Consider the following 26967-nt stretch of genomic DNA (forward strand, 5'->3'; position numbering starts at 1 on the left):
AAAATCCAAATATCTAAAATCTAATATTGTTTCCTATGCCCTATGCCCCAATCCTGCTACCACTGAGTTTTTTGTCAACAGTTCCACAGCTGCTTGATATTGTTGATCTGCTTCTGTCGCAATCTGTTCGCGGGTAATTCCTTCTTGAGAAATCACTTTGTCTGGTTTGATACCTAGTTTGTTAATATCTCGATGTTGAGGTGTTTCATACTTAGCAATTGTTACTGCCAAACCTGAACCATCGGATAATTCAAACAAAGACTGAATTAAGCCTTTACCAAAGGTGGTTTCGCCTACTAGCTGGGCACGACCATTATCTTGTAATGCTCCAGCGAGAATCTCACTAGCACTAGCAGTTCCTTGATTTACTAAAATGACTAATGGATCTGACGTTAGTGCTGGACCAAACGCCTCAAAACTGCCTTGAATACCTTGGCGATTGACGGTGTAAACTATCGTCCCAGAATTTAACCACAACCGGGCAATTTCAATTCCGGCCTGCAATAATCCCCCTGGATTATTGCGCAAATCAAGAATGTAAGCATCTGCACCTTTTTTTTCTAAACTAGAAATAGCATGTGCCAATTCCATTGAGGCGTTGGCATTAAACTGATTCAGGCGCAGATAACCGATGGATGTACCTTGAGGGGTGACGCGCATTTCTGATACTACAGGGTTTAAAGCAATGCGATCGCGCATCACCCTGAGTTCCTTTTCTTCCCCGCCATCGCGTGCGATTAACAGCGTCACGAGGCTGCCAATTGGTCCACGCATTTTAGCCGCAGCTTCGTCTAAGGTGATATTTTCTGTGGAGACACCTTCAATTTTGATAATGCGATCGCGCGGTCTAATTCCGGCTTTATCTGCTGGTGAACCTGCTATGGGTGCTACTACTTCCAACCTCCCAGTTTCAGGGTCTAGGGCAATTTGCAAACCCACCCCTGTCAGTTCTCCAGAAGTATTTACCTGTAAACTGCGGTACTGTTCCGGGTCTAAAAAGCGGGTAAAAGGGTCATCCAAGCTTTTGAGCATGTTCTGAATTGCTCCATAAGCGGCTTCCTGGTTTTTTATTGGCTTCTCCAAAGCCTTTTGCCGCACTGCCGACCAGTTTTGATGATTAAATGTTTCATCTAGATAAGTTCGATTGACAATTCGCCAAACTTCTGATACCAACTTTTGCTCTTCTGTCAAAGCCGCTGCTGGTGGGATAAGTGTGCCCAGTGCCAAGCAAACTGCCATTAGCAATGAAAATCCTAGCCGCAAAACCTTTTTGTTCATGAACAAGCTCATCTTGAATTCCACCTCAACCCAAATTGCCTAGAACTGCCCAGTTGCTTTGTTTTTGATGAAATCTATCTCTCGACTATGTTACTTTTTTTATAGAAGTGGTGCATTGGTCTTAATCAAGTTGTTAAGTCAACTGATTGGGTTGCATCCCACTCAACAAACGATAAGATCTACTTTGTGACCACCATTCTTGGTGTTGGTTTCCAGAGAACGCAATACATAACATGTTTACAGAGTGTTAAGTTTATTAAAAGTCTTATCACTCTGAAGCCTTAAAAGCAAACGAACAAACACCCCTTTGCTAAAATCCCAAAATTGCTCATTGGGAGATTTATCAACCGCAACTGATTTTTAGGAACTTGAGATTGTATGGCCAACGTTTACGACTGGTTTGAGGAGCGCTTGGAAATTCAAGCACTCGCTGAAGATGTTACTAGCAAGTACGTTCCTCCCCACGTCAATATCTTCTACTGCCTGGGTGGCATTACCCTGGTTTGCTTTCTCATCCAGTTTGCTACTGGATTTGCCATGACGTTCTACTACAGGCCAACTGTTGCTGAAGCTTACTCTTCAGTGCAGTACATCATGACGGAAGTAAACTTCGGCTGGCTGATTCGCTCCATTCACCGCTGGTCTGCCAGCATGATGGTGCTGATGATGATTTTGCACGTCTTTCGGGTTTACCTCACAGGTGGTTTTAAAAAGCCACGTGAATTGACTTGGGTAAGTGGTGTCATCCTGGCTGTAATCACTGTCTCCTTTGGTGTTACAGGTTACTCACTACCTTGGGATCAAGTGGGCTACTGGGCTGTAAAAATTGTCAGTGGCGTTCCAGAAGCAATTCCTGTGGTTGGTGTTTTAATCTCTGACCTGCTGCGTGGTGGTTCTAGCGTCGGACAAGCGACCCTAACCCGCTACTACAGCGCCCACACATTTGTTCTGCCGTGGTTGATTGCGGTCTTCATGCTGTTCCACTTCTTGATGATTCGCAAACAAGGCATTTCTGGTCCTTTGTAATTTAAGCCTGAGCGCTAAAAGGCAACAGTAGTCAGTTTCAAGATCGAGTTGTTTGTTTTAAACTGATGAACAATGAGAACAAAAAACTTGATATTTAAAGCTGAAAGCTGTCGAAACCCGCCTGGTGGATCAGCCACAGACAAGCAAAGCTTGGCTGTCCCCAGGCTAAGGTTGCCTGATAGCTGAAGGCTTTCACAAATGCTTTAACTCAACTTAAGCAGGAGAGCATATTTAAACATGGCAACACAGAAAAAACCCGATCTGAGCGATCCTACCCTAAGAGCCAAACTGGCCAAAGGCATGGGCCATAACTACTATGGTGAACCAGCTTGGCCCAATGACCTACTTTACGTATTTCCAATCGTAATCATGGGATCGTTCGCTTGCATTGTGGCTCTAGCAGTTCTAGATCCAGCAATGAACGGTGAACCAGCCAATCCTTTTGCTACGCCGTTGGAAATTTTACCAGAGTGGTACTTGTACCCTGTATTCCAGATTTTGCGATCGCTTCCTAACAAACTCTTAGGAGTGTTAGCAATGGCTTCAGTACCATTGGGACTGAGCCTCATTCCTTTTATCGAGAACGTCAACAAGTTCCAAAACCCCTTCCGCCGTCCCGTTGCAACCACACTGTTCCTGTTTGGGACACTCGTAACCCTGTGGCTAGGTATTGGTGCTGCCTTACCATTAGATAAGTCTTTGACTTTGGGACTTTTCTAAATTAGTCACAAAAAAGCACTTTGACGCCTGTGATTTTCAATAGCATGTACCGAATTTATGATGTATGACGAAGCCACCTTCTTGGTGACTCGCGTGGAAGCCATAGCTCATACTTCTGGTAATATGTGCTTGTGAAAAAAATCAACAGGCGTCAATTTTCATTATCCAGGTTGCATTTTGGATATTTAGTTTTGGATTCACAAGCTCTTCCAAAATCTAAAAACCACCCACACCACAAATACAAGATATTTGTCACTTACTCATCACTTACTAAATATTCAAGTCAAGGTCAATGCTTAGCATAGTGCAGCACGACCATCTGACGGTGAAGAGCGAATTAAAGCTCCTAAACCAGGTGCAACAATGGTTTGAGAAATTTTGTCGGCAAAATTTGGCTCAACTTAACTGGTCAGATACCCAACTTTATCGACTCAACTTAGCATTGGCAGAAGGCTTTACCAACGCAGTTCGTCATGCTCACTCTGCTCTACCGCCGGACACAACTATAGACATTGAAGTTTGCTTGTGGATTGACAGGTTAGAAATGAGAATTTGGGATTATGGACAACCTTTTAATCCTGATGCGATCGTCGAGCCAGAACCAGGTACTCTCCAAGTAGGAGGATATGGATGGTTTCTACTCAGACGCTTGAGCGATCGTGTTGTCTACGAACGTGGGTCGGATGGTAGAAATTGTTTGCTGATTGTTAAATATGCTGTAGAGGAAAAGCATTAGGGGTAGGATGTCTCAACATGAACGGTATATGAGAAGTCTTCTCCTAGCTTGCTTTTCAACAACTTAACTTATACTAAACCTCGTCCAAGTTGAGCACTGGAGTTTTTCAAAAGGGAACGGGGAACAGAGAAGAGTATAGGATTTGGGAGCAAAACCCGATCGAGAAAAAACTATAGCTTTCAAAGTAGACGCGGTTTAGTATAAAACTTCGGAAATTTATAGTCAATTAAGGACGAAAATCAAGTCCACAGGGAAGCTTGGATCAGTTCCCGCAGTTGCTGGCAAGTGTGGTTTCTTCAATGCCATCATGTATTAATACTGTTAATTATCTCTGAATTATTTTGCTTTTATAAAGTTACTAATTAGTAGTGTAATAATTACCTAATTTATATTGTAAAAATTCCAGATTTTTTGTATAAAAAAACATCCTTAATCTAGTAAAAGTAGCATTCGAGATTCAGTTGCTGCTTTGTTAGGATTTGGCAGCGAGTTGGAAGATTGCGGCCTTTTTAAGACATTCATATCAAGGCGTATTCATCAGTTTTTGAGATAGGGAAACAAGAAGGAAATTGGGTATTTTCCGCTTATTGCCTATCCGCTGGTCTATATACACTAGGGCTGATTGCAACCAAGTCTTATACTTTTGAGCAGTTAAAAATACTGCCCATTAGATGCTTGATTACTCCTAGAAATTTTTTGCTCTCCAACAAGCGTTATTTAGTCTAGCAGTGATAGCGGAAAAAGGGGGCAAATTATGACTAAGACAGCTCTGATTACGGGAATTACTGGTCAAGATGGTTACTATCTCAGTCATTTGCTGCTTAATCATGGTTATCGAGTTGTCGGATTAGTACCTCCACATCGAGAACCGAATTTGGCAAAACTTGGACCTCTAGCAAATCTTGTAGAAATCTATACAGTAGATTTGAGAGATAGTGTGGCGCTGTTAACTGCGGTTGAACAACTACGTCCTCAAGAAATTTACAATTTGGCGGCTCCAAGTTTTGTACCTGATTCCTGGAATGACCCCTTAGGAACTTTAGATCTGATAACTGGTACTGCTACTAGAATTTTGGAAGCAATCCGACAGGTTGGTTTATCTACGCGGTTTTATCAAGCCAGCAGTTCAGAAATGTTTGGTGATGTCTTTTGTTCTCCTCAAGATGAAAACACTCCTTTCCGCCCCAAAAATCCCTATGCAGCAGCAAAGTTACATGCCCACTGGACAATGGTGCATCATCGCCAGCGCTATGGTCTCTTTGCCTGTAGTGGAATTTTGTATAACCATGAATCTCCTCTGCGATCGCCTCAGTTTGTTACGCGCAAAGTTTCTTTAGCAGCCGCCTCAATTAAATTGGGTCTAGCCGACACCTTAGAAATGGGTAATTTAGATGCTAAACGCGATTGGGGATTTGCCGGAGATTATGTTGAAGCCATGTGGCTTATGTTACAAATAGATGAGCCAGAAGAATACGTAATTGGCACGGGTAAACTACACAGTGTTCGTGATTTAGTATCCACAGCCTTTGAGTGTGTGGAGCTGGATTGGCAGCGCTATGTAGTGATTAATACCAATTTGCTTCGACCAGATGAACATTTTCAACTGGTTGCCAACCCAAGCAAAGCCAAAACCAATCTTGGCTGGGAAACCCAAGTCAGCTTTGAGGAAATTTTAGAAAAAATGGTTCAAGCAGATTTGGAACGGTTGCAAAGCGGTGCGATCGCTCCCGCCACAAACTCTCAGCGCGTATCTATACAACACAACAACGCTAATCAGTAAAGTGGGCGAAAATCTCAGTCTAGCTAATAAATTTAATCACACAACCAACCATGTATTCGTGTTCTTAGAAATTTTTGTACACGAAGGTGGTATTCAGTCCTATGTTAAAGATATTTTTCGCGCCTATCAAAAATTGAGTGCAGACTATAAAGCAGAAGTATTTGTATTGCGAGATAGTCCAAACTCTTCAAATCCCTGGGAATCGGAAAATTTAAAATTTTATGGTTTTAAAACTCAATCCCCCCAGATTGGTCGATTTAAAATGACGTTGGCGCTGCTTAAGTGTTTGCTGCTACAGCGTCCCCAACATGTTTTTTGCGGTCACATCAACTTAGCAAGCCTTATACAAACTCTTTGCCAGCCATTGGGGATTCCCTACACTGTCTTAACTTACGGTAAAGAAGTTTGGGAACCGCTTAACGCTAGAGAACGTCACGCACTCACATCGGCATCAGGGATTTGGACGATTAGCCGTTACAGTCGCGATCGCGCCTGTGCGGCTAATTTTATCGAACCTCAGCAAGTACAAATACTGCCTTGTGCCATTGATGGTAATAAATTTACGCCTGGGGCCAAGCAGCCAGAACTAATAGCCAAGTACGGCTTAACCAATGCCAGAGTTTTGATGACTGTAGCACGGCTATGGTCAGGGGATATTTACAAAGGTGTTGATGTCACAATTCGGGCTTTACCACAAATTATTCAGGCTTTCCCAGAAGTAAAATACTTAGTTATTGGTCGCGGCGACGATCAACCACGATTAGCTCAACTCGCAAAAGATTTAGGAGTGAGCGATCGCGTGATTTTTGCTGGTTTCGTTGCCACAGAACAATTAATGGCTCACTACCGCCTTGCAGATGCCTACATTATGCCTTCCCAAGAAGGCTTTGGCATTGTCTATTTAGAAGCGATGGCTTGTGGGATACCAGTACTATCTGGTGACAATGATGGTTCAGCTGACCCCTTGCAAGATGGGAACCTAGGCTGGCGAGTTCCCCACCGCGATGCTAATGCTGTAGCGACAGCTTGTATAGAGATTCTTACAGGAGTTGACCAACGTTGTGATGGGCATTGGCTGCGATCGCAAGCGATCGCACTTTTCGGCATGGATGCCTTTCAAAAACGGCTGCAAGAGTTACTTTGAAGAGGGCATTTAGGAGAGAGGGATTCAAAGAAGATAGGGAAGGAAACTCCCACACCCCCCACACTCCCTCATCTCCCTTGTCCCCCTTATCCCCCTTATTGACTCTTCCCTAAACTCGCTATCCTAGAAAGAGAGCAACACGACATTTAAAAAATGAGCCTTAAATCTTTTCCTTCGCATCTTGAAAATTTTCGCCCTTGGCTCACGTTGTTAGCAGTTTTTTGGTTGCTGGCATCTTTAGGCTTGGGCTGGTTAGTTAATTCATTGCTGATTATTTTTGGATTGTTGCTATTGGCACCCGTGGTTGCGTTCTTTGGGTTCCGCTGGTGGTTGCAACGTAACTTGGTTGTCGATCAGTGTCCTGTATGTCGATATGAATTTACGGGTTTAAATAACAGCCAGTTGCAATGTCCTAACTGTGGGGAGCAGTTGTTAGTTCAAAATCGTCATTTTCGCCGCTTTACCCCAGCTGGCACAATTGATGTCACAGCTGTTGAAGTTCCAACAAAATCATTGGAAGATTAGAGTCACAAAGCGTTGGTCGTCTCTAATCTTGTCGAAATCAGCGTCAGTTTTTGCGATCTGGCGACATTCATTAGGATGAAGTTTGATAACTTGTTGCAAGTTCTCAATTGCTAAATCCGCATTTCCTAGTAACCCATAACAGCAAGCCTTGTTGTACCAGGCTTCGTGTTTGTCGGGTTTAATTGCTAAAGCTTGGTCGTAAGATGCGATCGCATCATGGTATCGGTGTAAGCATGTTAGTGCTAATCCTCGGTTATTCCAGGCTTCGTGTTTGTCGGGTTTAATTGCTAAAGCTTGGTCGTAGGATGCGATCGCATCTTTATAATTTCCTAAGTTACGTAAAGCATTACCCCGGTTGTACCAAGCTTCGTGTTTGTCTGGTTTAATTAATAAAGCTTGGTCATAAGATTTGATCGCGTCTTCATATTTTCCTAAATTAAACAGAGCATTGCCCCGATTTTTCCAAGCTTTATCTTTGTCGGGTTGAATTAATAAAGCTTGGTCGTAGGATGCGATCGCTTCTTCATATCTGCCTAAATTAAACAGGGCATTACCTCGATTATTCCAAGCTTCATCTTTGTTGGATTTGATTGTAAGTGCTTGGTCATAGGATTTTACCGCATCCTCATACCTTTCTAAATGCAACAGTGTATTGCCGCGATTGTACCAAGCTTCGTGTTTATCAGGTTTGATTGTAAGTGCCTGTTCGTAGGATTTTACCGCATCCTCATACCTTCCTAAATCACCGAGAGCATGTCCTCGGTTATACCAAACTTCATCGTCGGGTTGAATAACGAGTGCTTTGTCATAAGATGCGATCGCAGCTTCTAATTTACCTAAGTTCTTGAGGCAATTACCGCGACTGTACCAGCTGTAATTGTCTTGAGGTTGAATAGCGAGTGCTTGATTGTAAGAATCCACCGCCTCTGCAAATTGCCCTAAGTTCCGCAAGGTATTACCCCGGTTAACCCAACCTTGATGTAAGTTAGGAATAATTGCCAGCGCTTGATTATAAGATGACAACGCTTCTTCATGTCTTCCTAAATTCCGCAGCGCAATTCCTCGGTTATTCCAAGCTTGATGTAAGTCTGGTTTTAAAGCCACTGCTTTGTCGTAAGATGCGATCGCTTGTTCGTGTTGCCCATCTTCATCGAGGACATTACCTCGGTAATACCAAGCTAAGTAGTCATCTGGTTTAATTTCTAGGACTTTGTCATAGGATGTGATCGCGTCTGCAAAACGTGCTAATTTACTCAGGACAATACCCCGATTGCCCCAAGCTGGGTAATAATTGGGTTGAATTTCTATTGTTTTATCCCAGCAAGCAATAGCTTCTGGATAATAATTTGCTAGCGCCATCTCTACACCAAAATTTAGCAGTAGGCGCTGCATTTGTTTCGGGTGTCGCTTTGCCAGTTTTAATATCAATTTGGTAAAAGGCAAAAGATATTCTTTAGCTTCTACGTGTTTACCTCTAGCCTCTATTTGCCCATCTCGAGGTGTCAGAATACGTTCAGCATGAATGAGAAAGTCAAGCGCAGTGTTAATTTGGCAACGATACCACAGCTGCTGCCAACAATTCCCACCTGCCAACATTTGTGCTGTCGCCTCTACAATGAAAAGTTCCAGTGGAATATCGAATTGCCGCAGCAAGTCTACCGCATCGTAAATATACTGACTAGCAGGGTGTCGCTGTACTGACTCTTGGTAGCGATTTTCCCAAGTTTTTCCCAAACTCTCCCGGTAAGTGTTGGAATTTAAAGGCAAACCATCGTGGCGAAGACGTTGGAGATTTTCCACCACATTTCTAAAGGTGGCATCATTGCGCCTTGCGAGTTCAGAATACTGTTCTGGCTGAGTAGGAATTTTTGTTTTAGGGACAGTTGCTTCAAACACCTCAACAATTGCCTGATCCTCTGGTTGTGGCAATTCATAAATTTGAAATTGCTGCCACAACTTGGGATATTTTTCCCATTGCAGTTTTTCCCAGGCGTTGGCTTCTCCCGGAAAGTCTGGTTGCTTTTCATTACGTGCTGTAGCAATGACGCGGATTTCTGCTTTACCGCAGAATGACTCGTATCTAGTTAATGTATCTAGCAGTCTTTGTTGTAAAGGAACTGTAAATCTTTCTGCTAGACTTTTTTCCGCTTCCGGAGAGATTTCCTCATGGCTGCGGTGCATTTTCTGATTGAGGTCATCCAAGAAAAACAGTAACTTGCGATCGCCACCAATTATTCTTGGCAAACGTGCTGGTACATCCAGCCATTCATTCGGCTTGAGATAAAGCACCGTCCAGCCTGTTTGGTTGAGATGCTTAGCTACTTCAGCGGCTTCCCGTGTTTTTCCGAGTCCATTCCGTCCGACAATTAACACCCAGCGGCGTTCTTCAAGCAGTTGCTGTAATTCTTGGCGGATGCTACGATTCACCACCCGCCTTTGATAGGATATATTGCGGTCTGCCAAGGGATCTTTGTCATCCCCACCTAGAATTCGCTGCATCAAATCTGGACTTTGAGGCTTAATCACCACAAACGCAAAAGTTTCTGGGGGAATGCGCCGTTGGCGTTGTCGCCACATCAGCCACCAGAAGAAACTGACAACAGCAGGTAAAATAGTAGGCAACCCGCCTGAGAGCAGGTTGTCAATAAATTCCTTGTTGTCTGCATAAAAGTTGAGCATTGGCTCGAGAATGTCAAATCTCTCCACTTTGTTCTGGGTAGTCTATTAGGGACTAGGGACAAGGAGAATCAAATAATGACCAATGACAAATGACCCTTGACGCTTGATTAATTTGCAATCAACTCCACTGCATCTTTTCCATCCCAATCTTGTAAGTAAACTCTGACAATCTCCTCTTTGGCGGTGGGCAGCTGCTTACCAATAAAATCAGGATGAATTGGCAACTCACGATGACCTCTGTCTACCAAAACAGCTAAACGAATTACCTCTGGTCTACCGTACTCGTTGACTGCATTCAAAGCAGCACGAATAGTCCTACCTTTAAAAATGACATCATCCACGAGGACAACTGTTTTCCCTGTAAGGTCAAAAGGGATATCAGTTTTGGCTGGAGTCCGTAACCCAATTTGATCTAGATCATCCCGGTAAAATGTAATATCCAATGCTCCCACCGCTACAGGTACACCTTCCAATGTCTCAATCTGACGTGCCAATAATTCGGCTAACAACGCGCCTCTAGTATAAATACCTAGTAAAACTAGTTGAGATAAATCACGTGTCCTCTCCACAATCTGAGAAGCAAGACGAGTTACAGTACGACGAAGTTCTTCCGATGAGAGAATTTCAACCACTTTGACAGACATAGTCATAGACCGATACCCCTGAGTAATGTATGATACCAGACATTAGAGGCGGCGAGGAGATGAGGAAGCAGAGGGGACAAACAATTCAAAATTCAAGATGATGACAAATGAGTCTTGACTCTTGACTAATACCCCATGCCCAATGACACCAGTTGCTACCCTGCGGCAACGCTTTGCAAACGCGTCTACAAGTCTGGCGACCGAACGCACTGGCTCCCCAATGCCTTATATTCATCATTACCTGTTTAGGAGTATTAAGAATATAGCGATCGCTACCCCTAGCCAAAGTAAAAAACAATATCTAGTTAATTGCAACGCAGACTGAATGCTCACAGGGGTGATGGGATAAATGTCATCTCCCAGCAGCGGTTTTTGTTTAGCTATGCCCCGATACCAATTTGTACCACCCATCTGCACACCCAAGATTGCAGCATAAGCGCACTCACTCCAGCCAGAATTAGGACTTGGATCAGCAACAGCATCTCGGCAACAAATACGCCAAACATCAAGGGGTTTACCTGATAACAATGCCAGCGTCATTACTGTTAACCGACAAGGCAGCCATGTTAGGTAATCTTCTAACCTTGCACTAAACCACCCCAAATAAGTATAGGGTGCTTCCCGATAGCCCACCATTGAATCTAGAGTACTACTGGCTTTATATGCTAAAGCTAGCGGCACAACTCCTACAAATGGAATAAATCCTCCCACAATTGCATAAAACAGAGGAGCCATCACTCCATCGGTGGCATTCTCCGTTACAGTTTCTAAAATGGCTCGCAAGATTTCTGATTCGGAAAGGGTTTTGGTATCGCGACCAACGTAATGGCTTAGAGTATCGCGAGCCTCTGTTAAGTTTCCTGCTGTTAAAGGTTTTAACACAGTAACCGCTGCTGTTCTCAAACTTCTGCCAGCAAAACAACTAGCTAAGAGAATGCTTTCTAGGACAATTGCAAATAGCGGATGCAGCCATCTAGCACTTTCAATTATTAACCAGCCAACGAGTCCACTACCAATTACCAAGATGATGCCTAGAACAATTCCAGCTATTCTTTGGATTAGAGAATTATGACAGTATTTCAGAGACAGTTTGGTCAACTGAGAAATTCCCCATCCCATAATTTGTACTGGATGAGGCCAACCCCAGGGATCGCCAATTAAGTAATCTAAAAGTGCGGCAATGATTAAAACAACAGCTGATGTCATTTGTCCTTTGTATGATTACCATTGACCAATGACTAAACAACAAAATTAGCTTCTTCTCCTAGTGAAGCCTGCCAACTCCGAGCATCGTAATAGAGATCGGCCAGGGTAATACTATATATAGCTTCTTTCAGCTTTTGGTTAAGTCTCTGCCAAAGTGTAAATGTTACCCAATCTTCAGCTTGTGCTGATGTTGGGGTGTGGTGGGGCAAATAAGTAATCGTTTCTCCTACTGACTCTAAAATTTGTCCTATAGAGATTTTTACAGGTTCTCTTGCCAATTGATATCCACCAACGCTGCCACGAATTGATTTCACTAACCCAGCACGACGCATTTCTATTAATAATTTTTCTAAGTAAGGAGCAGGGATATCTTGGCGTTTGGCAATTGCTCTCACAGATACAGGACCATAATCTGGCTGTAAGCTTAAATCAAGCAAAGCCTTAACACTGTAGTGTCCTCTCGTTGTTAGTTTCATTCTCAGCAGCTTTGTTGTTGAGTCAATATTCAATGGTCAATGGTCAAAGAACTTTGGATATTGGAGCTTGACTAAGGATCAGTTTTGCTTATCATTCTGTACCCCAATTATCCTCATTGGTAGGTAGACAACCTTGTTAGCGCTACTTTAGAAAACTTAAACAAGTATAGTCTAGCAGTAATTCATAACCTATATATAGTTATCAGTATTGCCAGCATTCTACAAAATAGATTCTCTTGACAATATTAGAAATCAAGTAACAATTCTGCTGATGAATGTAATATACTTGGCAAGGCTGAAATAAAAACTAAAGGATTCTGTTCCTACTAGCTCAATGTCAGCTAAAATAAAATCGATTCAAACACTTCAAACATTCGTTTTCGACCTAAGTTGATGCCTAAACAGAAAAAAATTGAACCCCTAGTCGGTGAAGAACTGCTCAAAAAAGTCAAAGAGCTAGAGAACGAGAGCAAAGAAGACAAAGCCAAAAAGTGCGGTTACTATACCGTTACCAAAAATGGTATAGAGCGCGTCAATATGATGAAGTTCTTAAACGCCCTGATTGATGCTGAAGGCATTCAATTGGATAGCACACCTAGTGCTAATGGGCGTGGTGGACGGAGTGCAAGCTATAGAATTAGTGTGCAATCGAACGGCAACTTGCTGATAGGTTCGGCTTATACAAAACAGATGAATCTCAAACCTGGAGATGAGTTTCTCATCACTTTAGGTAAAAAGCACATTCGTCTCAGACAGGTAGATCCAGAAGATAGAGAAGATGCTGAGGCTATAGAAGCTACTGCTTAATAATATAGTCAAGAGGAGCCAGCGCCGTGGTAAGGCAGTCCGGTCTTGGGGGTTTTCCCCGGAAGGAACTGCCGAAAGGGCTTCCCGACTTGAGGAGCCACTGCGTTGGACGGGTTTCCCGGCTTGAAGCAAGTGGCGTGCGACTGGCGTTCAACAGTCCAAAGTCAAGAGTCCAAATAATGATCATTGACCATAGACTATTGGCTATTGATTAATGATTAGTGACCACATCTGTTATGGCTCGTGCTGATAAATACTGGTGAATCGCTTGATGTGTTACCGCTAAACTGCACGTTAATGCAATTTGCTCCTTTTCGAGTAGACCTAAAATGCGCTCATGGTTGTCTCTTGCTACTACTGGTAACTGATGCAAACCTCGGAGCGCCATACGGTCTAATGCTTCAGATAAAGGTTCATCCCTCCAAGCATAAAGAATTTCAGTAGTACAGATATCTAGGAGAGTTTGACTGGATAAATTACTCTGGATTTCGGTTGGCAAATCCTGATAATTTTGCCCAATGCGAAGTGTGCGGTTAATATCATCTAAAGAAATAATCCCTACTAATTTCTCGGCTTCATTAATTACTAAAGCACTATGGCAGCGATCGCGGAGCATTTCCTTAGCTGCTTCTAATACCCCAAGCGTTGTCGGCAATTTTTTCGGACAACTGAGCATTGCATCTTCTACTAAAATTTCCTGCAACATCTCTGTCTTCTCATCTTTCAATTCCGAGAGTCCAATCTGTTGAAGATTAGAATTAGAGTTAAAATTTGGCTTGATTCGCTCTATCAACCAGACACTCAAACCTACCGCCGCCATTAAAGGTAAAACGATGCGGTAGTCACGGGTTAATTCAAACAGCATTAAAATTGCGGTTAACGGTGCTCTAACACTAGCAGCCAAAACTGCTGCCATTCCTACCATTGCATAAGCTGGAGGAGCAGCCATCTGTGCGCCAATTGCCGGAGCAATTAAACCCACAATTTTCGCGTAAGCTGAGCCAAAAGAAGCGCCCAAAAACATTGCTGGTGCAAACAAACCGCCTACGAAACCACTACCAGTACTAATTGCTGTCATCAGCAGTTTCGCTATCAGCAGTACAACTAGCAAGGGTAGGGAAAATTCCACATCTTGAAGCATCGCTTGTACAGTGCCATAACCAATGCCCAAGATTTGCGGGTAATACAAAGCTACAGCACCAACGATGACACCGCCAATAATTGGATGGATGTGCCTGGGAATTCTGCCCAAAAATGCAAACATGGGAACCTGTCCCGCAAAGCAAGCTTTGGCTAACCGAATTGATTCTTTATAAGCCAGAGAAACTAAACTTGCCCCCAAGCCTAAGCCCAGATAAATTGGCAATTCTAAAGGGCTGCGAACTTGATAAACAGGTAAAGCAAAAGCAGGTTGTGCTCCCAAACCAATTTGCGCAATTAACGCAGCTACCACTGCTGCTAACAGCACCACACTCACGGCAGAGGTAGCAAACGAAGTAGCTCCCATCACCACCTCTAGAGCAAAAAACACTCCAGCGATGGGAGCATTAAAGCCTGCTGCTAATCCCGCCGCCGCACCAGCACCCAAAAGCAAACGCTTTTGCTCTTGAGACACTTGCAGCACCAAAGACAATAACATGCCAAAATTGGCACCAATTTCTACACTTGGCCCTTCTGGCCCCAAAGAAGCACCACTCCCCAAAGACACAGATGCTGCCAACATCTTAGTCACTGGGCGTAGTGGTTGCTTAATTTCTTTTCCTTGAGAAGCCGCAATCAGAGATGAAAGTCCAGGGCCAAAGTCTTGCGTGCGCCAGCGCATCAATCCGACAATTAAGCCGCCAAGAATGGGAACGCAGGCTAAAGTCCATGCACCCCAAGCACCAATAATGCCCATCAAATCTTCCAGCATTAGGTCGTGAATCAGCTGGATCAAATAATGAAAGGTAACTACACCCATACCTGTACCGCCGCCAATTAATATGGCTAAAAGCAGCACAACGGTTTCTAAGGATGGTTGAAAACGGTTAATTAAGCGGGCTAAACGAGTGGAAAGAGAAGGAAAAGCAGGTGGTTCCGTCACCTTCCTCAGTTCCGTGGGAGGCAAGAGAGTCATTGAGAGGCGAGGTAAATGTAAGAAAAAATTTAAATTTTTATCTGTTACTTCTCATTGTGAGCCATTATTTAGCAACCAGACAAGTATGCTTGATTGGCAGAATTTACAAAGTTTTAGTTAAAAAAAATTCCACTGTGCAAAATTTTCATGGAGAGAATGGTTAAATGGGAGAGAATTATTATAGTTAGTGGTCAACAAGCAGTGGTAAAGTGCAAGTCAGTATGAACTCCGACGTTTTTGAGACAATATAGTATATGTAGGCTTGGTGGTTGCACCAAAGACCAACAGCAACGGGGAGTCATTCTGCGCTAAATCTAGCTATACTCGTGTTGCGGTCATTAAACTAAGGTTATCCACCAGAAGACTGTATGTGTAATTAAAACTGAAGCTAGACCACACAGGTGAGTCTACTAAGTGTTGAGTGGGTATTTACTATAACTATTCTTTATAGAGCGAATCAAGGGACTAGGCGGATCAGGTAAATGAATATACACACCTTTGATAATCATTATGTTACTTGCCCAATTTGCCAAAAAAATGCTACGCCAAAACCACTAAAGACGTGCATTGGTTTGTTTAGTTGTCCATATTGCCAAGAAAAACTTGTGGTTTGTCAAAGCGGTCATTATGTCCGCGATCCATTTACTCTTAAACAGGTGATGGTTTCTTCGGCACTACGTCGTCAAAGCAGTCCTCTAGCTAGGATTATACGAGATTTTGTATTCCTGAAGCGTCCTGTGATAGCTCTGGCTATGGGAAGTGTAATGATTATGAGTATGATTGCACTGACCCAGCAGAATACAAGCTCTGAACAACAAATAAGTCCTCAAGCAGAAAAAATAGATAAAAAAAATCAGTAAGCGTATTTATTGAAATAGTTTATATTATTAAATACTTTTAGTTAGTACTTAATTAAGTATAATATTAATCACACCGTATACTAACCCAATTTGGAAGTATACGGTATAACTTTTAGACACTTCCTATGCATAGAACTCAGGGGATTCTTGGTTCATAGTCCAATAGTCACCTTGTAGGATTGCTGATTCTGAGTATAATTTTATGCAATTGTTTTAATATACGCTTTGTGCAGTATAAAAGCTAATGACTAATTACATCTTTAGCCATTAGCAGTTTTTTATTACCTATTACCCATTATTGGATGACTACCAATTTCAGCTAACAAATTCCGCACGCAACTGATTGACAACTCGATCCAACCCTACGGAATGGGCAGCTTTGAACAATAAACGATCGCCTTCTTGGACAAATGTCTTTAATCTCGCCACTAATTCTGCATGGGTGGTAAAGCACTCGGATGGGATACCTTCAGCGCTTTTGGCGATCGCTTCGGCATCTTGTCCATCTACCAACACTAACAACCCATCTAATTTCAACTTTTGCACCGTTTCTCCAACTCTTTGGTGCAACTGTGGCGATCGCTCTCCTAATTCTTTCATCGCACCTAACACTGCAATCTTGCGTTTTCCTGGTGTGTCTGCCAATAACTGCAATGCTGCTAACATAGCTTCCGGTGCGGCATTGTAAGTCTCATCTAAAATGACTACATCATTAGGCAAGGCAAAGCGCTGCGATCGCCCTTTGGGCATATCGACATTTACACCGGCTTGCAAAGATGCCCAATCAATTCCTACTACCTTAGCTACTGCCAAAGCTGCCAAAAAATTCGTGGCGTTGTGACGACCGACTAAGGGTAAAGGTAGCTGGATTCCCGCCACTGTCATCTTTTCATTATCAATTAGCTGCCCTACGATATCGCCGCCAGACAAGCCGTAAGTGATCGTTAGTCCTTGCCAAACTTGAGTTGCTGTGGAAATTAACAAAGGATTATCGTAGTTGAGAATTGCCACGCTATCCTTTGGCATTTCGGCTAATAACTCACATTTTGCTTGAGCGATCGCGGTTTCGGAACCGAGTAACTCAATATGTGCCGTCCCGACATTGGTAATTACTCCGATTGTTGGATTAGCTATATGCGTAAGTTCGGCAATCTGTCCCTTACCCCGCATTGCCATTTCAATCACAGCGTAATCATGTTCTGAACTTAGTTCTAAGAGGGTTTTCGGGACACCAATTTCGTTATTGTAATTGCCATAGGTTTTGTGAACTCGCCCATGAGTTGCCAAAACTGCGGCAATTATTTCCTTCGTTGTAGTTTTACCCACAGAACCAGTTACCCCAATCACTGGAATATCAAAGCGATCGCGCCACCAACGGGCAATTTTCTGATAGGCTAAGAGCGTATTTTTTACTTGTAATACAGGAAAACCAGGATTTTCGTAGGCAAAATCAACAATTGCGGCTAATGCACCTTTAGCGATCGCTGTTGCTACAAACTCATGTCCATCAAAATTTTCACCTCGCAAAGCCACAAACACTTCACCTGGCTTGAGGATACGAGTGTCTGTTTGGATACCGCTACCTAGTTGTGCTAAAGCGGTTGCTGATAAATTGACAGGCTGGGCTAAAAGAATTTCAACCAGTTGATTTAAGGTGGCAGAACAAGGCATAAGAGTAGAATTGTTCCCAAGAATAAATTATTGAAATTCTAGTGGCAAAAGCATAAAATTTAAATCTTTATTATTCCGATGGCTTATTCTTAGGACTCACGACAAAATATAGCTGTGAGCGATAAAAACAAACATCAAACTCCATAAAAAAATTAACTTGCCCCAAAATCAGAGGAACTTGCACAGCCTTCGTCCAAGCAAATACAAGTTGTACAGGCTCAAACTGACTAATCGTTGCCTGAATAACTACAACACGAGCATCATACTGAGCAAGATTCCCTGTCAAATTCAAAGTTGCTGTCTGACGCTCCCAAATATATCCCAGATCAATACCTAATTGGTAAGGTAAGACATTAACTGTTGCTCCAGTATCTAGTAATGCGGATGCTGTCACAAAAGATTGTTGGTTTACGAGTGTGATAGGCATATAGGGTCGAAAACCTGCTTCCCCTAATGTTGCTTCAGCATTAACAAAAGGAAATTGCTCACTGCTGGTCATGATTTTGCGTTTTGGTCGCTTGCAAAACTTCTAACATTGTATTTGCGGCTTCAAAAGCATCATAAGGAGACCAAACAGGATAAGATTGTCCAGGTTTGAGCAATTCAGCCTCTTGCTGGGCTAATTCGGACACTAAAACCTGCACAATGTAGAGCTTGTCCGCACGGTTGAGTTTTTGCAGTGTGCTAAGTAGTTCTGCTGAAACCATTTTTGGATGCTCCGACTAGTAAACACAGTTTAACTTGATCGTATGGCAATTAGCTTTTAAAGCTGAAGTTTCAAATGCCTGAATTTGCTAGGATTTGGATAGATTTGTTGCTGCATATTTGATGACTTTTGATTTTGCCAATTCTTTAATTCCCGATACTGCGCTTTCGGTAACTGGGTTAACTGACTACATCCGCTTGCTGTTGGAACAAGATGAACAACTGCGACAAGTTTGGGTGACTGGAGAAGTTTCCAGCGCTAACCATCATCGCAGTGGGTTATTTTTCACGTTGCAAGATACCGATGGTACAGCAGGAATTAAATGTGTGGCGTGGAATAGCCAACTGGCGAAACTGGCACAATTACCTATTCCTGGTGAGCAGTTAATTATCTTGGGTAGTCTGAGGGTTTATCCGCAAAGGGGAGAATATCAACTTTCTGTTTGGCAAGCTTTACCTGCTGGTGCTGGTTTGCAGGCGTTGCGCTATCAACAGTTAAAGAACCGCTTATTGTCTGAGGGATTATTCGATTCCCAAAGAAAGCGATCGCTTCCTTCTCACCCCCAAATTATCGCCGTAATCACTTCCCCAACTGCTGCGGCTTGGGGTGATATCCAAAGAACGCTCAAACAAAGGTATCCAGGGTTACAGGTTTTATTTTCTCCTGCGACAGTGCAGGGTGAGCAAGCACCAGAATCGATAGTTAAAGCTATTGAGCGAGTAGAACGAGATGGTCGCGCCGAGGTGATAATTTTAGCCAGAGGCGGCGGCGCAGTTGAGGAATTAGCTTGTTTTAATAATGAACGAGTCGTGCGATCGCTCGCTAATTGTTCCATACCTGTGATTACTGGTATTGGTCATCAAAGAGATGAATCTTTAGCAGATTTAGTAGCAGATGTATCTGTGCATACTCCCACCGCTGCGGCAGAAATGGTTGTACCAGCGATCGCAGAGTTATATACCCAACATCGGCAACGAGTAGATGCTTTATATGATGCAGTATATGAAGCTAGGAGAAATGCCGAAAAGCAAGTAAAGATTTTATACAATCGGTTACGAAATTTACGCTTAGATCAGCAAGTGCAACAAGAAGTACAAAGGCTAACTTGGAAACGTCAGCAATTGGTACAAGCAACCAAAAGGCGATCGCAGCAAGCAAGCCAACATTTAGAAATGTTACACCAAAAGTTAGTCACTCTTGACCCGAAAGCAGTGTTGCAGCGTGGTTATGCTGTAGTTAGACAAGAAAATGGTGCGATCGCTCGCTCTGTTGCGGAGTTAGCTGTAGGAGATGAGTTATTGATTCAGTTGGGGCAGGGAGAAGTTAAAGTGAAAGTTAAGGAAGTCAAAGATTAACAAACCGCAGAGAGTTTAATGATTAAACGTAATAGCGCGTCTAATTCGGATGCAGTAGCAGCTTGGAATTATGAGGCTAAGGTTGCTGAAATCGAAAAAATTATCACTAGCATTGAGACAGGCGAGTTGGAATTAGAACAGGTATTTGACCAATTTACAACTGCTGTGGAATACTTGCGTCAATGCGAAAATTTTTTGCAGCAGCGACAGCAACAGGTAGATTTGTTAATTGAAACCTTGAGCGATGATTAAAATTTAGCCCCTGCTTGCCGAGGTTAGGGGATAAAACCGAAATCTTTTCTGAGAATATTTTCAGCCTCCGTAATCGTCTTGACTTTACGCTCTGTCAGTTTTTTACTAATATTCTCATCAACTTTAAATCCATTTTTTTCTCGATGGTAAAGTATTGTGACTGGGAAAGGTGGGGGCGCATTTAAGGGGTAACTGCGAGATGTAATGAAATTACTAGTCATGTAGTTACCAACCAGAAGAATACCATCCTCATCAGGCCCATCAAAATCAAGTTCTAGAAAAGATACAGCTTTGATCCCTAAAAAATTCCAAGCTTGCACATTTTGAGATTGGGGGAAAGTATAGACTACTCGGTTATTCTTCACCAAATACAAAGAAAGTTTGGCTTTTTTGGAACCCTTAAGAAATTCTTGAACTGGCACAAATATACAGTAACCAAAATCTTGTAATTTAACGCGAAATGCGTGTTTAAAAAGTATGTTTTGTCGTGGTAGTGCTTGCTTAAGTTGGCTAATTTCCTCGGATGTTACGCGAGTAGGACTAAGTTGTTTTGCCTGTGCTTCAACAACGAGATTTGTAGATAAGTCCGCAGCAAGGCTGCTAATTGCTAATAAAGTAGTGAGAGATGTTAGGCTGATGGCAAATACGCATCTCTTAGCCCAGTCTAGCTTCCAAGTTTGATGATTCATCATTAATATTTAGTGGGGAGTTTAAAATCTTGCCTAAAAATATGAGTTAAGTTTAATACAATAGAGACACTTAATTTAGACTAACTTATCACTTATTTATAAAGTCAAACTTCCAGATCCCCGACTTCTTTAAGAAGTCGGGGATCTATTCCAGGCTAATCATCCAGTAGTAGTCTTTTAAAGCCAGGACTATCAGGAAGGTTATGATCGGCCAAAAATTGCTGATAAGCTGATTCTTCCTCAATCTGCATCTTAATATACTCTGTTTTTGGCAGTGTTCCTGCTCGTAACTCTGCATATTCTAAATAGCTGGAAAATTCCCATTCTTCAGGTTGCTGTACCAATCCTGCTTTCACAGGATTGAGATGAATATAACGCGTAAGATTTACAAGATAGCCAGGCTGCGAAATATGAATACTTTGAAACCGTCCTTGAAATAAAACCCCAGAACGATTTAAACGCTTATTGATTGCCTTTGTGTAAGAGAGTGAAAGGGATTTCATAGCAGTAGACAGAGTTTCATCTCTTAGGTACACCAAGAAATGATAATGATTCGGCATTAAACAGTAAGCAACAATATCTACTGCATTAGTGATGAGATGTTCCCTTAATAATCGAAGAAAATAAACATAGTTCTCGCGGTCAAAGAAAATATTTTGGCGATTGTTCCCTCTATTGTAAACATGATAAAACTTCCCAGTTTGCAGGGGAATTCGTCTTTGTGGCATAGGCAAAAATATGAGAGATTGCCTTTAGTATTCCCTTTTTCGGAGTTTAGATCCCTGACTTCTTCAAGAAACGGGGATCTAAAGGAAGCGAGTATTAGAAATCCCGACGCTATCACCTGGCTTTGAAGGCCATCTAATAGTTAAAATAGTGCAATCAGATTCAGCTACCCAGGTATGCAGCACACCTGCACACCAGAGAACATAATCACCTGCACGCGATAATAAAATCTCTCTATCTTCAAATTGCAAGCGAAATTGTCCGTTAATGAGAATGGAAAGAGTCGCAGCTTGATTATTGACTGCCCACTGAGTTCTACTATCACCAGCTTTGTGAACACCCCATTTAACTTCTAGTGCTTCTGTAGAACGCGGATCTTCGACAGGGGTGATAAAGTGCCCCAGGAACCATCCCCAGCGATTAGCACCCTCTTGTTCGGCGTTTCCGAAAATAACTTTGTCATTTGTCATTTGTCGCAAGTCTCCGGAACCAAAATTTGTCCGGTGTAACCTGCTTGATTGTACGCTTGTAGGGCGTGATTTGCGATCGCTCCGGCTTCGCCTGCTGCAACTAAGGCTACGCAAGCACCTCCAAAACCAGCACCAGTGAGCCTTGCACCAAAAACCCCTGGTGTTTTTTGCAAAATCTCTACTAATGTGTCCAGTGCTGGAACAGAAACTTCGTAATCATCCCGCAAGCTAGCGTGAGATGCGTTCATCAACTCGCCAAAACGCCCAGATGATACACCCTGCAACACCTCTAAGACACGGTTATTTTCTGTAACTACATGACGGGCACGACGACGTAAGGGTTCGGGTAACTCTTCTACATCGCTAGCATCAGTAATATCTCGTAGCGCTTTTACCCCAAGCGATCGCGCCGCCTCTTCACACTCTGCTCGCCTTTGGTTATATCCACTACTTGCTAGAGTGCGAGGTACACCACTATCGATCACTAAAATTTCTGCTCCACTGGGCAAAGGTAGCACCCGCCGTTCTAGAGTACGCGTATCTAAAAATAGGATATGCTCAGTATCAGCCAAGCTAGAAGCCATCTGATCCATGATGCCGCATTGCACACCAGCGTAATGAATCTCCGCTTGCTGTGCCAATTGAGCAATTTCTACATCATTAATTGGAAGGTTGAGAAGTTGGCGTACTGCTCTCAGAGTACTAACTTCTAAAGCCGCGCTACTAGACAAACCTGAACCCATCGGCACTAACGATTTAACATAAACATTCAGTGATGGGATTGTATATGCTTGTTGTTGTAAAACCTGAATACAGCCGAAAATATAACTCGCAAATCCAGATGGTGTATGGTTGATGTCTAAAACGCTGACTTGCTCATCTAGATTTTCTGAGTAAAAGTGATGTTGTCCATCACTACTAAAACCTAACTGTACCGTTGTTTTTTGCGGAATAGCTGTTGGCAGAACGAAGCCATCATTGTAATCTGTATGTTCGCCTAGTAGGTTTACCCTTCCAGGCGCACTGGCTTCAGTTTCGGGTGGGTTATCAAATATTTTTTGGAAGTTCATAATTGTTTTGTAATAGCAGAATCAGCAAAGATTAAATCTCTATCGATGGGTGGAATTTTGGAAATAGATAAATGTATATAAACATCCGGTTTGATTTGTGAAAAATGGCTTATCCCCTACCTTTATGAGTAAGTTTGCAAATCAAATAGAAGTAATATATCTGCCTAAATTGTAAATTTAAATTACCTCAGCATTTTGCCCATAAAAACTGAAAAAGATTAATTCAGCATTGTACGGCGGCTAATTGCCCAGCAATCGAGCCAATTCATCTTTGATGAGCCGATAACACTCACAGGATATGGCTTCTAAACCTTCTCTATTGAGAATGGTAATCAGACCGCGATGATAACTGATTATTCCCTGCTCGCTGAGAGTACCAGCAGCCACCGTCACACCAGAGCGACGTACACCCAGCATATGAGAAATATATTCCTGAGTCAGGGGTAACTTGTCTGATTGTATACGGTCAGACGCTGTTAGCAGCCAACGAGCGAGCCGCGCTTCCAGCGTATGCAGACGATTACACACAGCTGCTTGTGACACTTGAGCGTACATAGCTTGTACGTAGCGTAGCAGTAGCTTCTGAAGAGGTCCACCCCGTTCAAACTCGATTTTTAGAATATCTGCATTTATCTGCATGGCATCGCCTGGAATTTGTACAACACCGCTTGTAGTCGTTGTCTTACCTCCCAAAATTACAGGAATACCCACCATGCCTTCATTACCCACCAAACCTACTTCTACTGTCGACCCATTTTCCGTAGTAATAACTATAGAAACTACTGAATTCTTAGGGAAATAAACCTGTGTTATTGGTTCTTCTGCGTGATAAAGAACCTGTCCTGACGAAAGCGAAACGAACTTTAAATGGGGGAGAAGACGCTCATATTCATAGGCAGGAAGAGACGCAAGTAGCCGATTCTCTCTCATGATAGTAGGAGTTTTATTAATTAACATAAAATTCACCTGACTGTAGTCACGGCTGTTTAAAAAACTTGCCTAAAATATGATTCCGTCATTCTCAGGTTTACCAGGCGGCAAGCGATCGCTTCTGTTCAGCAAATGTGACAGAATGCAGCGTGATTTTATCCGAACTCACCAATGTTATTAATCATTACTTTCGCATTAATTGTCAGTTAACAGATGTTTTTGCCTCTAACAAATGACGGCGGAGCGGCGGTAAACCGCCGCTCCGCCGCTTTTTTTATAAAATTGCTATGTTAACTAACCAACATATATTTATACTATATGTTAGTTTGCTAACATAAAGCGTTAACAAGCAATAAATATTTTGGTAGAGCTTATTAACTGCGGGGACTTATTTAATGGAGATTAGACTGGTACAAACAAACTTTTAAAATTTGTGTTTCAATCACCTTCCATTCTGGAGAAAACTGACTTTAAGCTGCGCCACCTACTGAGAAATACTTTCTTGTTATTGCCTATATAGGACTGTTTACCTAGAGTTTAAGCAAGGTCTATATAATAAACCTACTGAGTACTTCTATTTCATCAAGTATGGCGTAGTCTGTCTACTTGTATCAATATGCCAGTAAAACGGTATTCGTGGCTGCATTTTAAATAGTTTTTTAACAAGCTCTGGCAAAGTTTTTTTGTTCCCGACTCAGCACTTTATGAGAAAAATTATTGCCCAGTGGAAATATATCTCCCTCCGCTAACCAGATCATAGTTTCATAGCCAACCCTATCCATTTCGGGATCTGTTGCTATAGGCATCTCCACTAAATAAAGCCAGCTACTTGGCTCAAATCGATAGTTTTTGATGATGCCTTCTCCACCTACAAACTCTACTATCTGACCTTCACAAAACTTAGGTTTGCCCAAAATACTTGCAGTCATTGCCTTAACAATCCTTTGCGTAATACAGCCCCAGAACACCATTTCACTAATCTAAGAAAACCATTTTCTATTACAGATAAGACCGTAATTTATTTTAATCAACTAGAAGAAAATGGCTTTTATATTTACAAGTTTTACTAGTGAACCAGTGTCATAGCTAATGTTATAACTATTAGCCACCTTAGTAGTCTCTATCAAGAGTTTCAAGGTTGCCTATGCCAGAGGTTTTAAGGTTAACTTTGGGTTTTTACATCTAGAGTCAGAAATTTAAATTTAAGAAAATAATCTTTATTTTTTGGAGCTTTGTATGTGCGAAAGCGTACAGATTTTACTAGCCAATTCATCTATTTTATTTCTGAAATATTGTGTTTTTTTTAGAATTATTTTACATTGATAGCTCAGCCAAACTTGAGAGAATTTTATATTAAACATTCACCTTAAAAATAACAGTTAATAAAAAGGGGTGCAATTAGTTGCACCCCTTGGTTATTAGGAGCTAATGTCTGATTCTTAGGTGCTATTAGATTAAACCAGTTTTTTAGCAGGTTTCAATCATCTTATATTTTATTGAAGTGATAAATACTCAAGCTAAAGATAGATAAAGTTATAAGTTTAAATCAAATTTATTTGTAGTCTTTCATACAATATATTGTTACATTCAATAATATGAATACTCACAACTTACTCACATTTATTTAGTACATATATTGTTAAGTTCATGCAGCGTAACATTAACGCCCAACCATTGCGTTGGGCTTTTTATTGGTGAGAATTTAATCTTCGTCAATTTTAAATTTTTTATTTACTCAAATCATAGCGTGGTTGCAAGATGAGCAGATATCTTGCAACCACTGTGGTGTCGGTTAGACGCTTGTCTGGAACGGTAAGTTAAATAGCAAATACGAGAATGGTATCCCTGATTAAGAATCTATAGCAAATACAGCGGATTTTAAGTTGGTGAAATACAAATCCCAAGTCTCAAACCCAAGTATAAAGACTGTTGTACAGCAAAAAGCCTACTAACCATGTTAAGTCTGATTGTAGTTTGGCTTACCAAGTGCGATTGTTTATGTTCAAAGATTTCTCCCAAATTAGTTATAGACCTAGCCATATCTCCATATCTAAGGATAGAAAACATATAAGACACTGAAAAGTAATATTAGAGAATAACCTGTTTAAAAGGTACAAATGTATGACATCACAAACTCCTCCCGACAATCGGCAAGATGAAGGTAAATACGACCCTCAAGATAACCCTGGAACCCAAACGACTGTACCAACTACAGAAGAGGGTGATACTCCTCTCGATGAGAGATATCGTATGACTGGTCAAGAATCAGGTACTGAGGTTCGCGAGGGTTCTGATCCTGAAGCGGCTGGTGGTACTGTAACGACACCTGGTCTTCCTAATCAAGGCACAGAGTCTCGTTAATTAATCGAATAGAGTTAATTACCAATGTCATTGCGCTAAGCGAAGCTGTACCGTTGGCGCAGTCTCTTATTCGCGCAGCGTCGCCCACGGATAGACCAAAAGGCTTTATGCTCGCAATGACTGTAAATATTTTTGTGAATCTCCTTAAAAAGATTCTGGAAATCTGATGATATCGAATCTACCCTGACGTAACTCAGCAACAAGCTATGCTGAATTAGCTGGAATGACAACTAATGCGAAATTCCATTCCTCAAAGCAGGGGATAATTATAGTGCTTACAGTGGCCTCCTGATAGCCTGGACTAATCAGTGGGGTCTATTGGCTTAGCTAGAGTTTTTGTATTTATTGCTTTTAAAAAATAGGAATATAGCCTACTAAAACCTGGATGGGAAATGTCCATCATAAGTAGATTTGAAAATTTAAATATTAGTTCTATAAGTATTTTATGTATTTAAAAATATTAGCTTAGTTGTTTCTTAAACTAATAATATACTCTGCCTCTTACTCGGCGATTTGTTCAAAAATTCTCTTTTAGAGACCATTTATAAAGTAAATATTAAGTAGGGTGTGTTACGGCTATGCAAGGATTTGGGAGTTTGAGAGAGTGATTATTAGCCGTAACGCACCATCTTTCTGGGTGCGTTATAGCAACGCTTAACGCACCCTACTGGCGTGACAAGACTAAAATGTTGCAATAAAAAATGTTTGTAGTTGCGCTTTAGCGCCTTCCAATAAATAAA

At 41.9% G+C, this 26967-nt stretch carries 26 protein-coding genes; 11 read left to right on the forward strand and 15 right to left on the reverse strand.

Annotation, left to right across the window (positions count from 1 at the left end; all coding sequences use genetic code 11):
• Nucleotides 1–33 precede the first annotated feature (33 nt).
• A complete protein-coding gene (gene ctpA, locus BV372_RS05665) occupies nt 34–1290 on the reverse strand; it encodes a carboxyl-terminal processing protease CtpA (protein ID WP_086684450.1) in 1257 nt (418 codons plus the stop codon).
• Nucleotides 1291–1656: 366 nt separating this feature from the next.
• Between ctpA and petB the strand changes: the two genes are divergently transcribed.
• From petB to BV372_RS05695, 6 genes are all read left to right on the forward strand, one after another.
• Nucleotides 1657–2304 (forward strand): cytochrome b6, encoded by a 648-nt coding sequence (gene petB / locus BV372_RS05670; RefSeq protein WP_086684453.1) that lies wholly within the window; start codon nt 1657–1659, stop codon nt 2302–2304.
• Nucleotides 2305–2541: 237 nt separating this feature from the next.
• Complete coding sequence (gene petD, locus BV372_RS05675) at nt 2542–3024, forward strand: cytochrome b6-f complex subunit IV (RefSeq protein WP_086684456.1); 483 nt, start codon at nt 2542–2544, stop codon at nt 3022–3024.
• Nucleotides 3025–3316: 292 nt separating this feature from the next.
• On the forward strand, nt 3317–3760 hold the full coding sequence (locus BV372_RS05680; RefSeq protein ID WP_086684459.1) for an anti-sigma regulatory factor: 444 nt from the start codon (nt 3317–3319) through the stop codon (nt 3758–3760).
• Between the two features lie 754 nt (nt 3761–4514).
• Nucleotides 4515–5540 (forward strand): GDP-mannose 4,6-dehydratase, encoded by a 1026-nt coding sequence (locus BV372_RS05685; RefSeq protein ID WP_086684462.1) that lies wholly within the window; start codon nt 4515–4517, stop codon nt 5538–5540.
• Nucleotides 5533–6684, forward strand: coding sequence for a glycosyltransferase family 4 protein (locus tag BV372_RS05690; RefSeq protein WP_086684525.1), 1152 nt, complete (start codon nt 5533–5535; stop codon nt 6682–6684). Before BV372_RS05685 ends, BV372_RS05690 begins: the two co-directional genes overlap by 8 nt.
• Nucleotides 6685–6837: 153 nt before the next feature.
• Nucleotides 6838–7209, forward strand: coding sequence for a hypothetical protein (locus BV372_RS05695; RefSeq protein WP_086684465.1), 372 nt, complete (start codon nt 6838–6840; stop codon nt 7207–7209).
• Here BV372_RS05695 and BV372_RS05700 read toward each other — a convergent pair.
• The 4 genes from BV372_RS05700 to BV372_RS05715 all read right to left on the reverse strand — a co-directional run bounded on the left by BV372_RS05700 (nt 7195) and on the right by BV372_RS05715 (nt 12214).
• Complete coding sequence (locus BV372_RS05700; protein ID WP_256973093.1) at nt 7195–9888, reverse strand: tetratricopeptide repeat protein; 2694 nt, start codon at nt 9886–9888, stop codon at nt 7195–7197. The genes BV372_RS05695 and BV372_RS05700 overlap by 15 nt on opposite strands.
• 107 nt (nt 9889–9995) lie before the next feature.
• Nucleotides 9996–10538, reverse strand: coding sequence for a bifunctional pyr operon transcriptional regulator/uracil phosphoribosyltransferase PyrR (gene pyrR / locus BV372_RS05705; protein WP_179197989.1), 543 nt, complete (start codon nt 10536–10538; stop codon nt 9996–9998).
• 231 nt (nt 10539–10769) lie between these two features.
• Nucleotides 10770–11738 (reverse strand): adenosylcobinamide-phosphate synthase CbiB, encoded by a 969-nt coding sequence (gene cbiB / locus BV372_RS05710; RefSeq protein ID WP_086684470.1) that lies wholly within the window; start codon nt 11736–11738, stop codon nt 10770–10772.
• A 32-nt stretch (nt 11739–11770) separates the two neighbouring features.
• Complete coding sequence (locus BV372_RS05715) at nt 11771–12214, reverse strand: Rrf2 family transcriptional regulator (RefSeq protein ID WP_086684473.1); 444 nt, start codon at nt 12212–12214, stop codon at nt 11771–11773.
• Between the two features lie 393 nt (nt 12215–12607).
• Here BV372_RS05715 and BV372_RS05720 point away from each other — a divergent pair, with 393 nt between their 5' ends.
• Entirely contained in the window at nt 12608–13021 is a 414-nt protein-coding gene (locus BV372_RS05720) for an AbrB family transcriptional regulator (RefSeq protein WP_086684476.1), read from the forward strand.
• Between the two features lie 211 nt (nt 13022–13232).
• On the opposite strand, the gene BV372_RS05725 is transcribed toward BV372_RS05720, so the two are convergent.
• Nucleotides 13233–15137, reverse strand: coding sequence for a chloride channel protein (locus tag BV372_RS05725; protein WP_086684479.1), 1905 nt, complete (start codon nt 15135–15137; stop codon nt 13233–13235).
• Between the two features lie 482 nt (nt 15138–15619).
• Between BV372_RS05725 and BV372_RS05735 the strand changes: the two genes are divergently transcribed.
• A complete protein-coding gene (locus tag BV372_RS05735) occupies nt 15620–15997 on the forward strand; it encodes a hypothetical protein (RefSeq protein WP_086684484.1) in 378 nt (125 codons plus the stop codon).
• A gap of 315 nt (nt 15998–16312) precedes the next feature.
• Here the strand turns inward: BV372_RS05735 and murF are convergent, their stop codons facing one another.
• The 3 genes from murF to BV372_RS05750 form a co-directional block, all read right to left on the reverse strand.
• Nucleotides 16313–17668, reverse strand: coding sequence for a UDP-N-acetylmuramoyl-tripeptide--D-alanyl-D-alanine ligase (gene murF / locus BV372_RS05740; protein ID WP_086684487.1), 1356 nt, complete (start codon nt 17666–17668; stop codon nt 16313–16315).
• A 70-nt stretch (nt 17669–17738) separates the two neighbouring features.
• On the reverse strand, nt 17739–18167 hold the full coding sequence (locus tag BV372_RS05745) for a hypothetical protein (RefSeq protein WP_086684490.1): 429 nt from the start codon (nt 18165–18167) through the stop codon (nt 17739–17741).
• The gene (locus BV372_RS05750; RefSeq protein ID WP_086684493.1) at nt 18154–18375 is read right to left on the reverse strand and encodes a hypothetical protein; all 222 of its coding nucleotides are present in this window, start codon (nt 18373–18375) and stop codon (nt 18154–18156) included. Before BV372_RS05750 ends, BV372_RS05745 begins: the two co-directional genes overlap by 14 nt.
• Before the next feature lie 121 nt (nt 18376–18496).
• On the opposite strand from BV372_RS05750, the gene xseA reads away from it, so the two are divergent.
• On the forward strand, nt 18497–19729 hold the full coding sequence (xseA, locus tag BV372_RS05755; protein ID WP_086684496.1) for an exodeoxyribonuclease VII large subunit: 1233 nt from the start codon (nt 18497–18499) through the stop codon (nt 19727–19729).
• 18 nt (nt 19730–19747) lie between these two features.
• The gene (gene xseB / locus BV372_RS05760; RefSeq protein WP_086684499.1) at nt 19748–19981 is read left to right on the forward strand and encodes an exodeoxyribonuclease VII small subunit; all 234 of its coding nucleotides are present in this window, start codon (nt 19748–19750) and stop codon (nt 19979–19981) included.
• Nucleotides 19982–20004: 23 nt separating this feature from the next.
• Here xseB and BV372_RS05765 read toward each other — a convergent pair whose 3' ends face one another.
• The 6 genes from BV372_RS05765 to BV372_RS05790 form a co-directional block, all read right to left on the reverse strand.
• The gene (locus BV372_RS05765) at nt 20005–20673 is read right to left on the reverse strand and encodes a hypothetical protein (RefSeq protein ID WP_143844987.1); all 669 of its coding nucleotides are present in this window, start codon (nt 20671–20673) and stop codon (nt 20005–20007) included.
• A 152-nt stretch (nt 20674–20825) separates the two neighbouring features.
• Nucleotides 20826–21398 (reverse strand): transposase, encoded by a 573-nt coding sequence (locus BV372_RS05770; protein WP_086684505.1) that lies wholly within the window; start codon nt 21396–21398, stop codon nt 20826–20828.
• 78 nt (nt 21399–21476) lie between these two features.
• Nucleotides 21477–21866 (reverse strand): signal peptidase I, encoded by a 390-nt coding sequence (locus BV372_RS05775; RefSeq protein ID WP_086684508.1) that lies wholly within the window; start codon nt 21864–21866, stop codon nt 21477–21479.
• On the reverse strand, nt 21863–22936 hold the full coding sequence (galK, locus tag BV372_RS05780; protein WP_086684511.1) for a galactokinase: 1074 nt from the start codon (nt 22934–22936) through the stop codon (nt 21863–21865). Before galK ends, BV372_RS05775 begins: the two co-directional genes overlap by 4 nt.
• Nucleotides 22937–23176: 240 nt before the next feature.
• A complete protein-coding gene (locus BV372_RS05785; protein WP_086684514.1) occupies nt 23177–23893 on the reverse strand; it encodes a Crp/Fnr family transcriptional regulator in 717 nt (238 codons plus the stop codon).
• 632 nt (nt 23894–24525) lie between these two features.
• The gene (locus BV372_RS05790) at nt 24526–24795 is read right to left on the reverse strand and encodes a hypothetical protein (protein WP_086684516.1); all 270 of its coding nucleotides are present in this window, start codon (nt 24793–24795) and stop codon (nt 24526–24528) included.
• Between the two features lie 1192 nt (nt 24796–25987).
• Here BV372_RS05790 and BV372_RS05795 point away from each other — a divergent pair.
• Nucleotides 25988–26227: a hypothetical protein gene (locus BV372_RS05795; RefSeq protein WP_086684519.1), complete on the forward strand. Its 240-nt coding sequence runs from the start codon at nt 25988–25990 to the stop codon at nt 26225–26227.
• The last annotated feature ends 740 nt before the right edge of the window (nt 26228–26967 follow it).

The sequence above is a fragment of the Nostoc sp. T09 genome, assembly GCF_002154695.1.
Lineage (GTDB): Bacteria > Cyanobacteriota > Cyanobacteriia > Cyanobacteriales > Nostocaceae > Aulosira.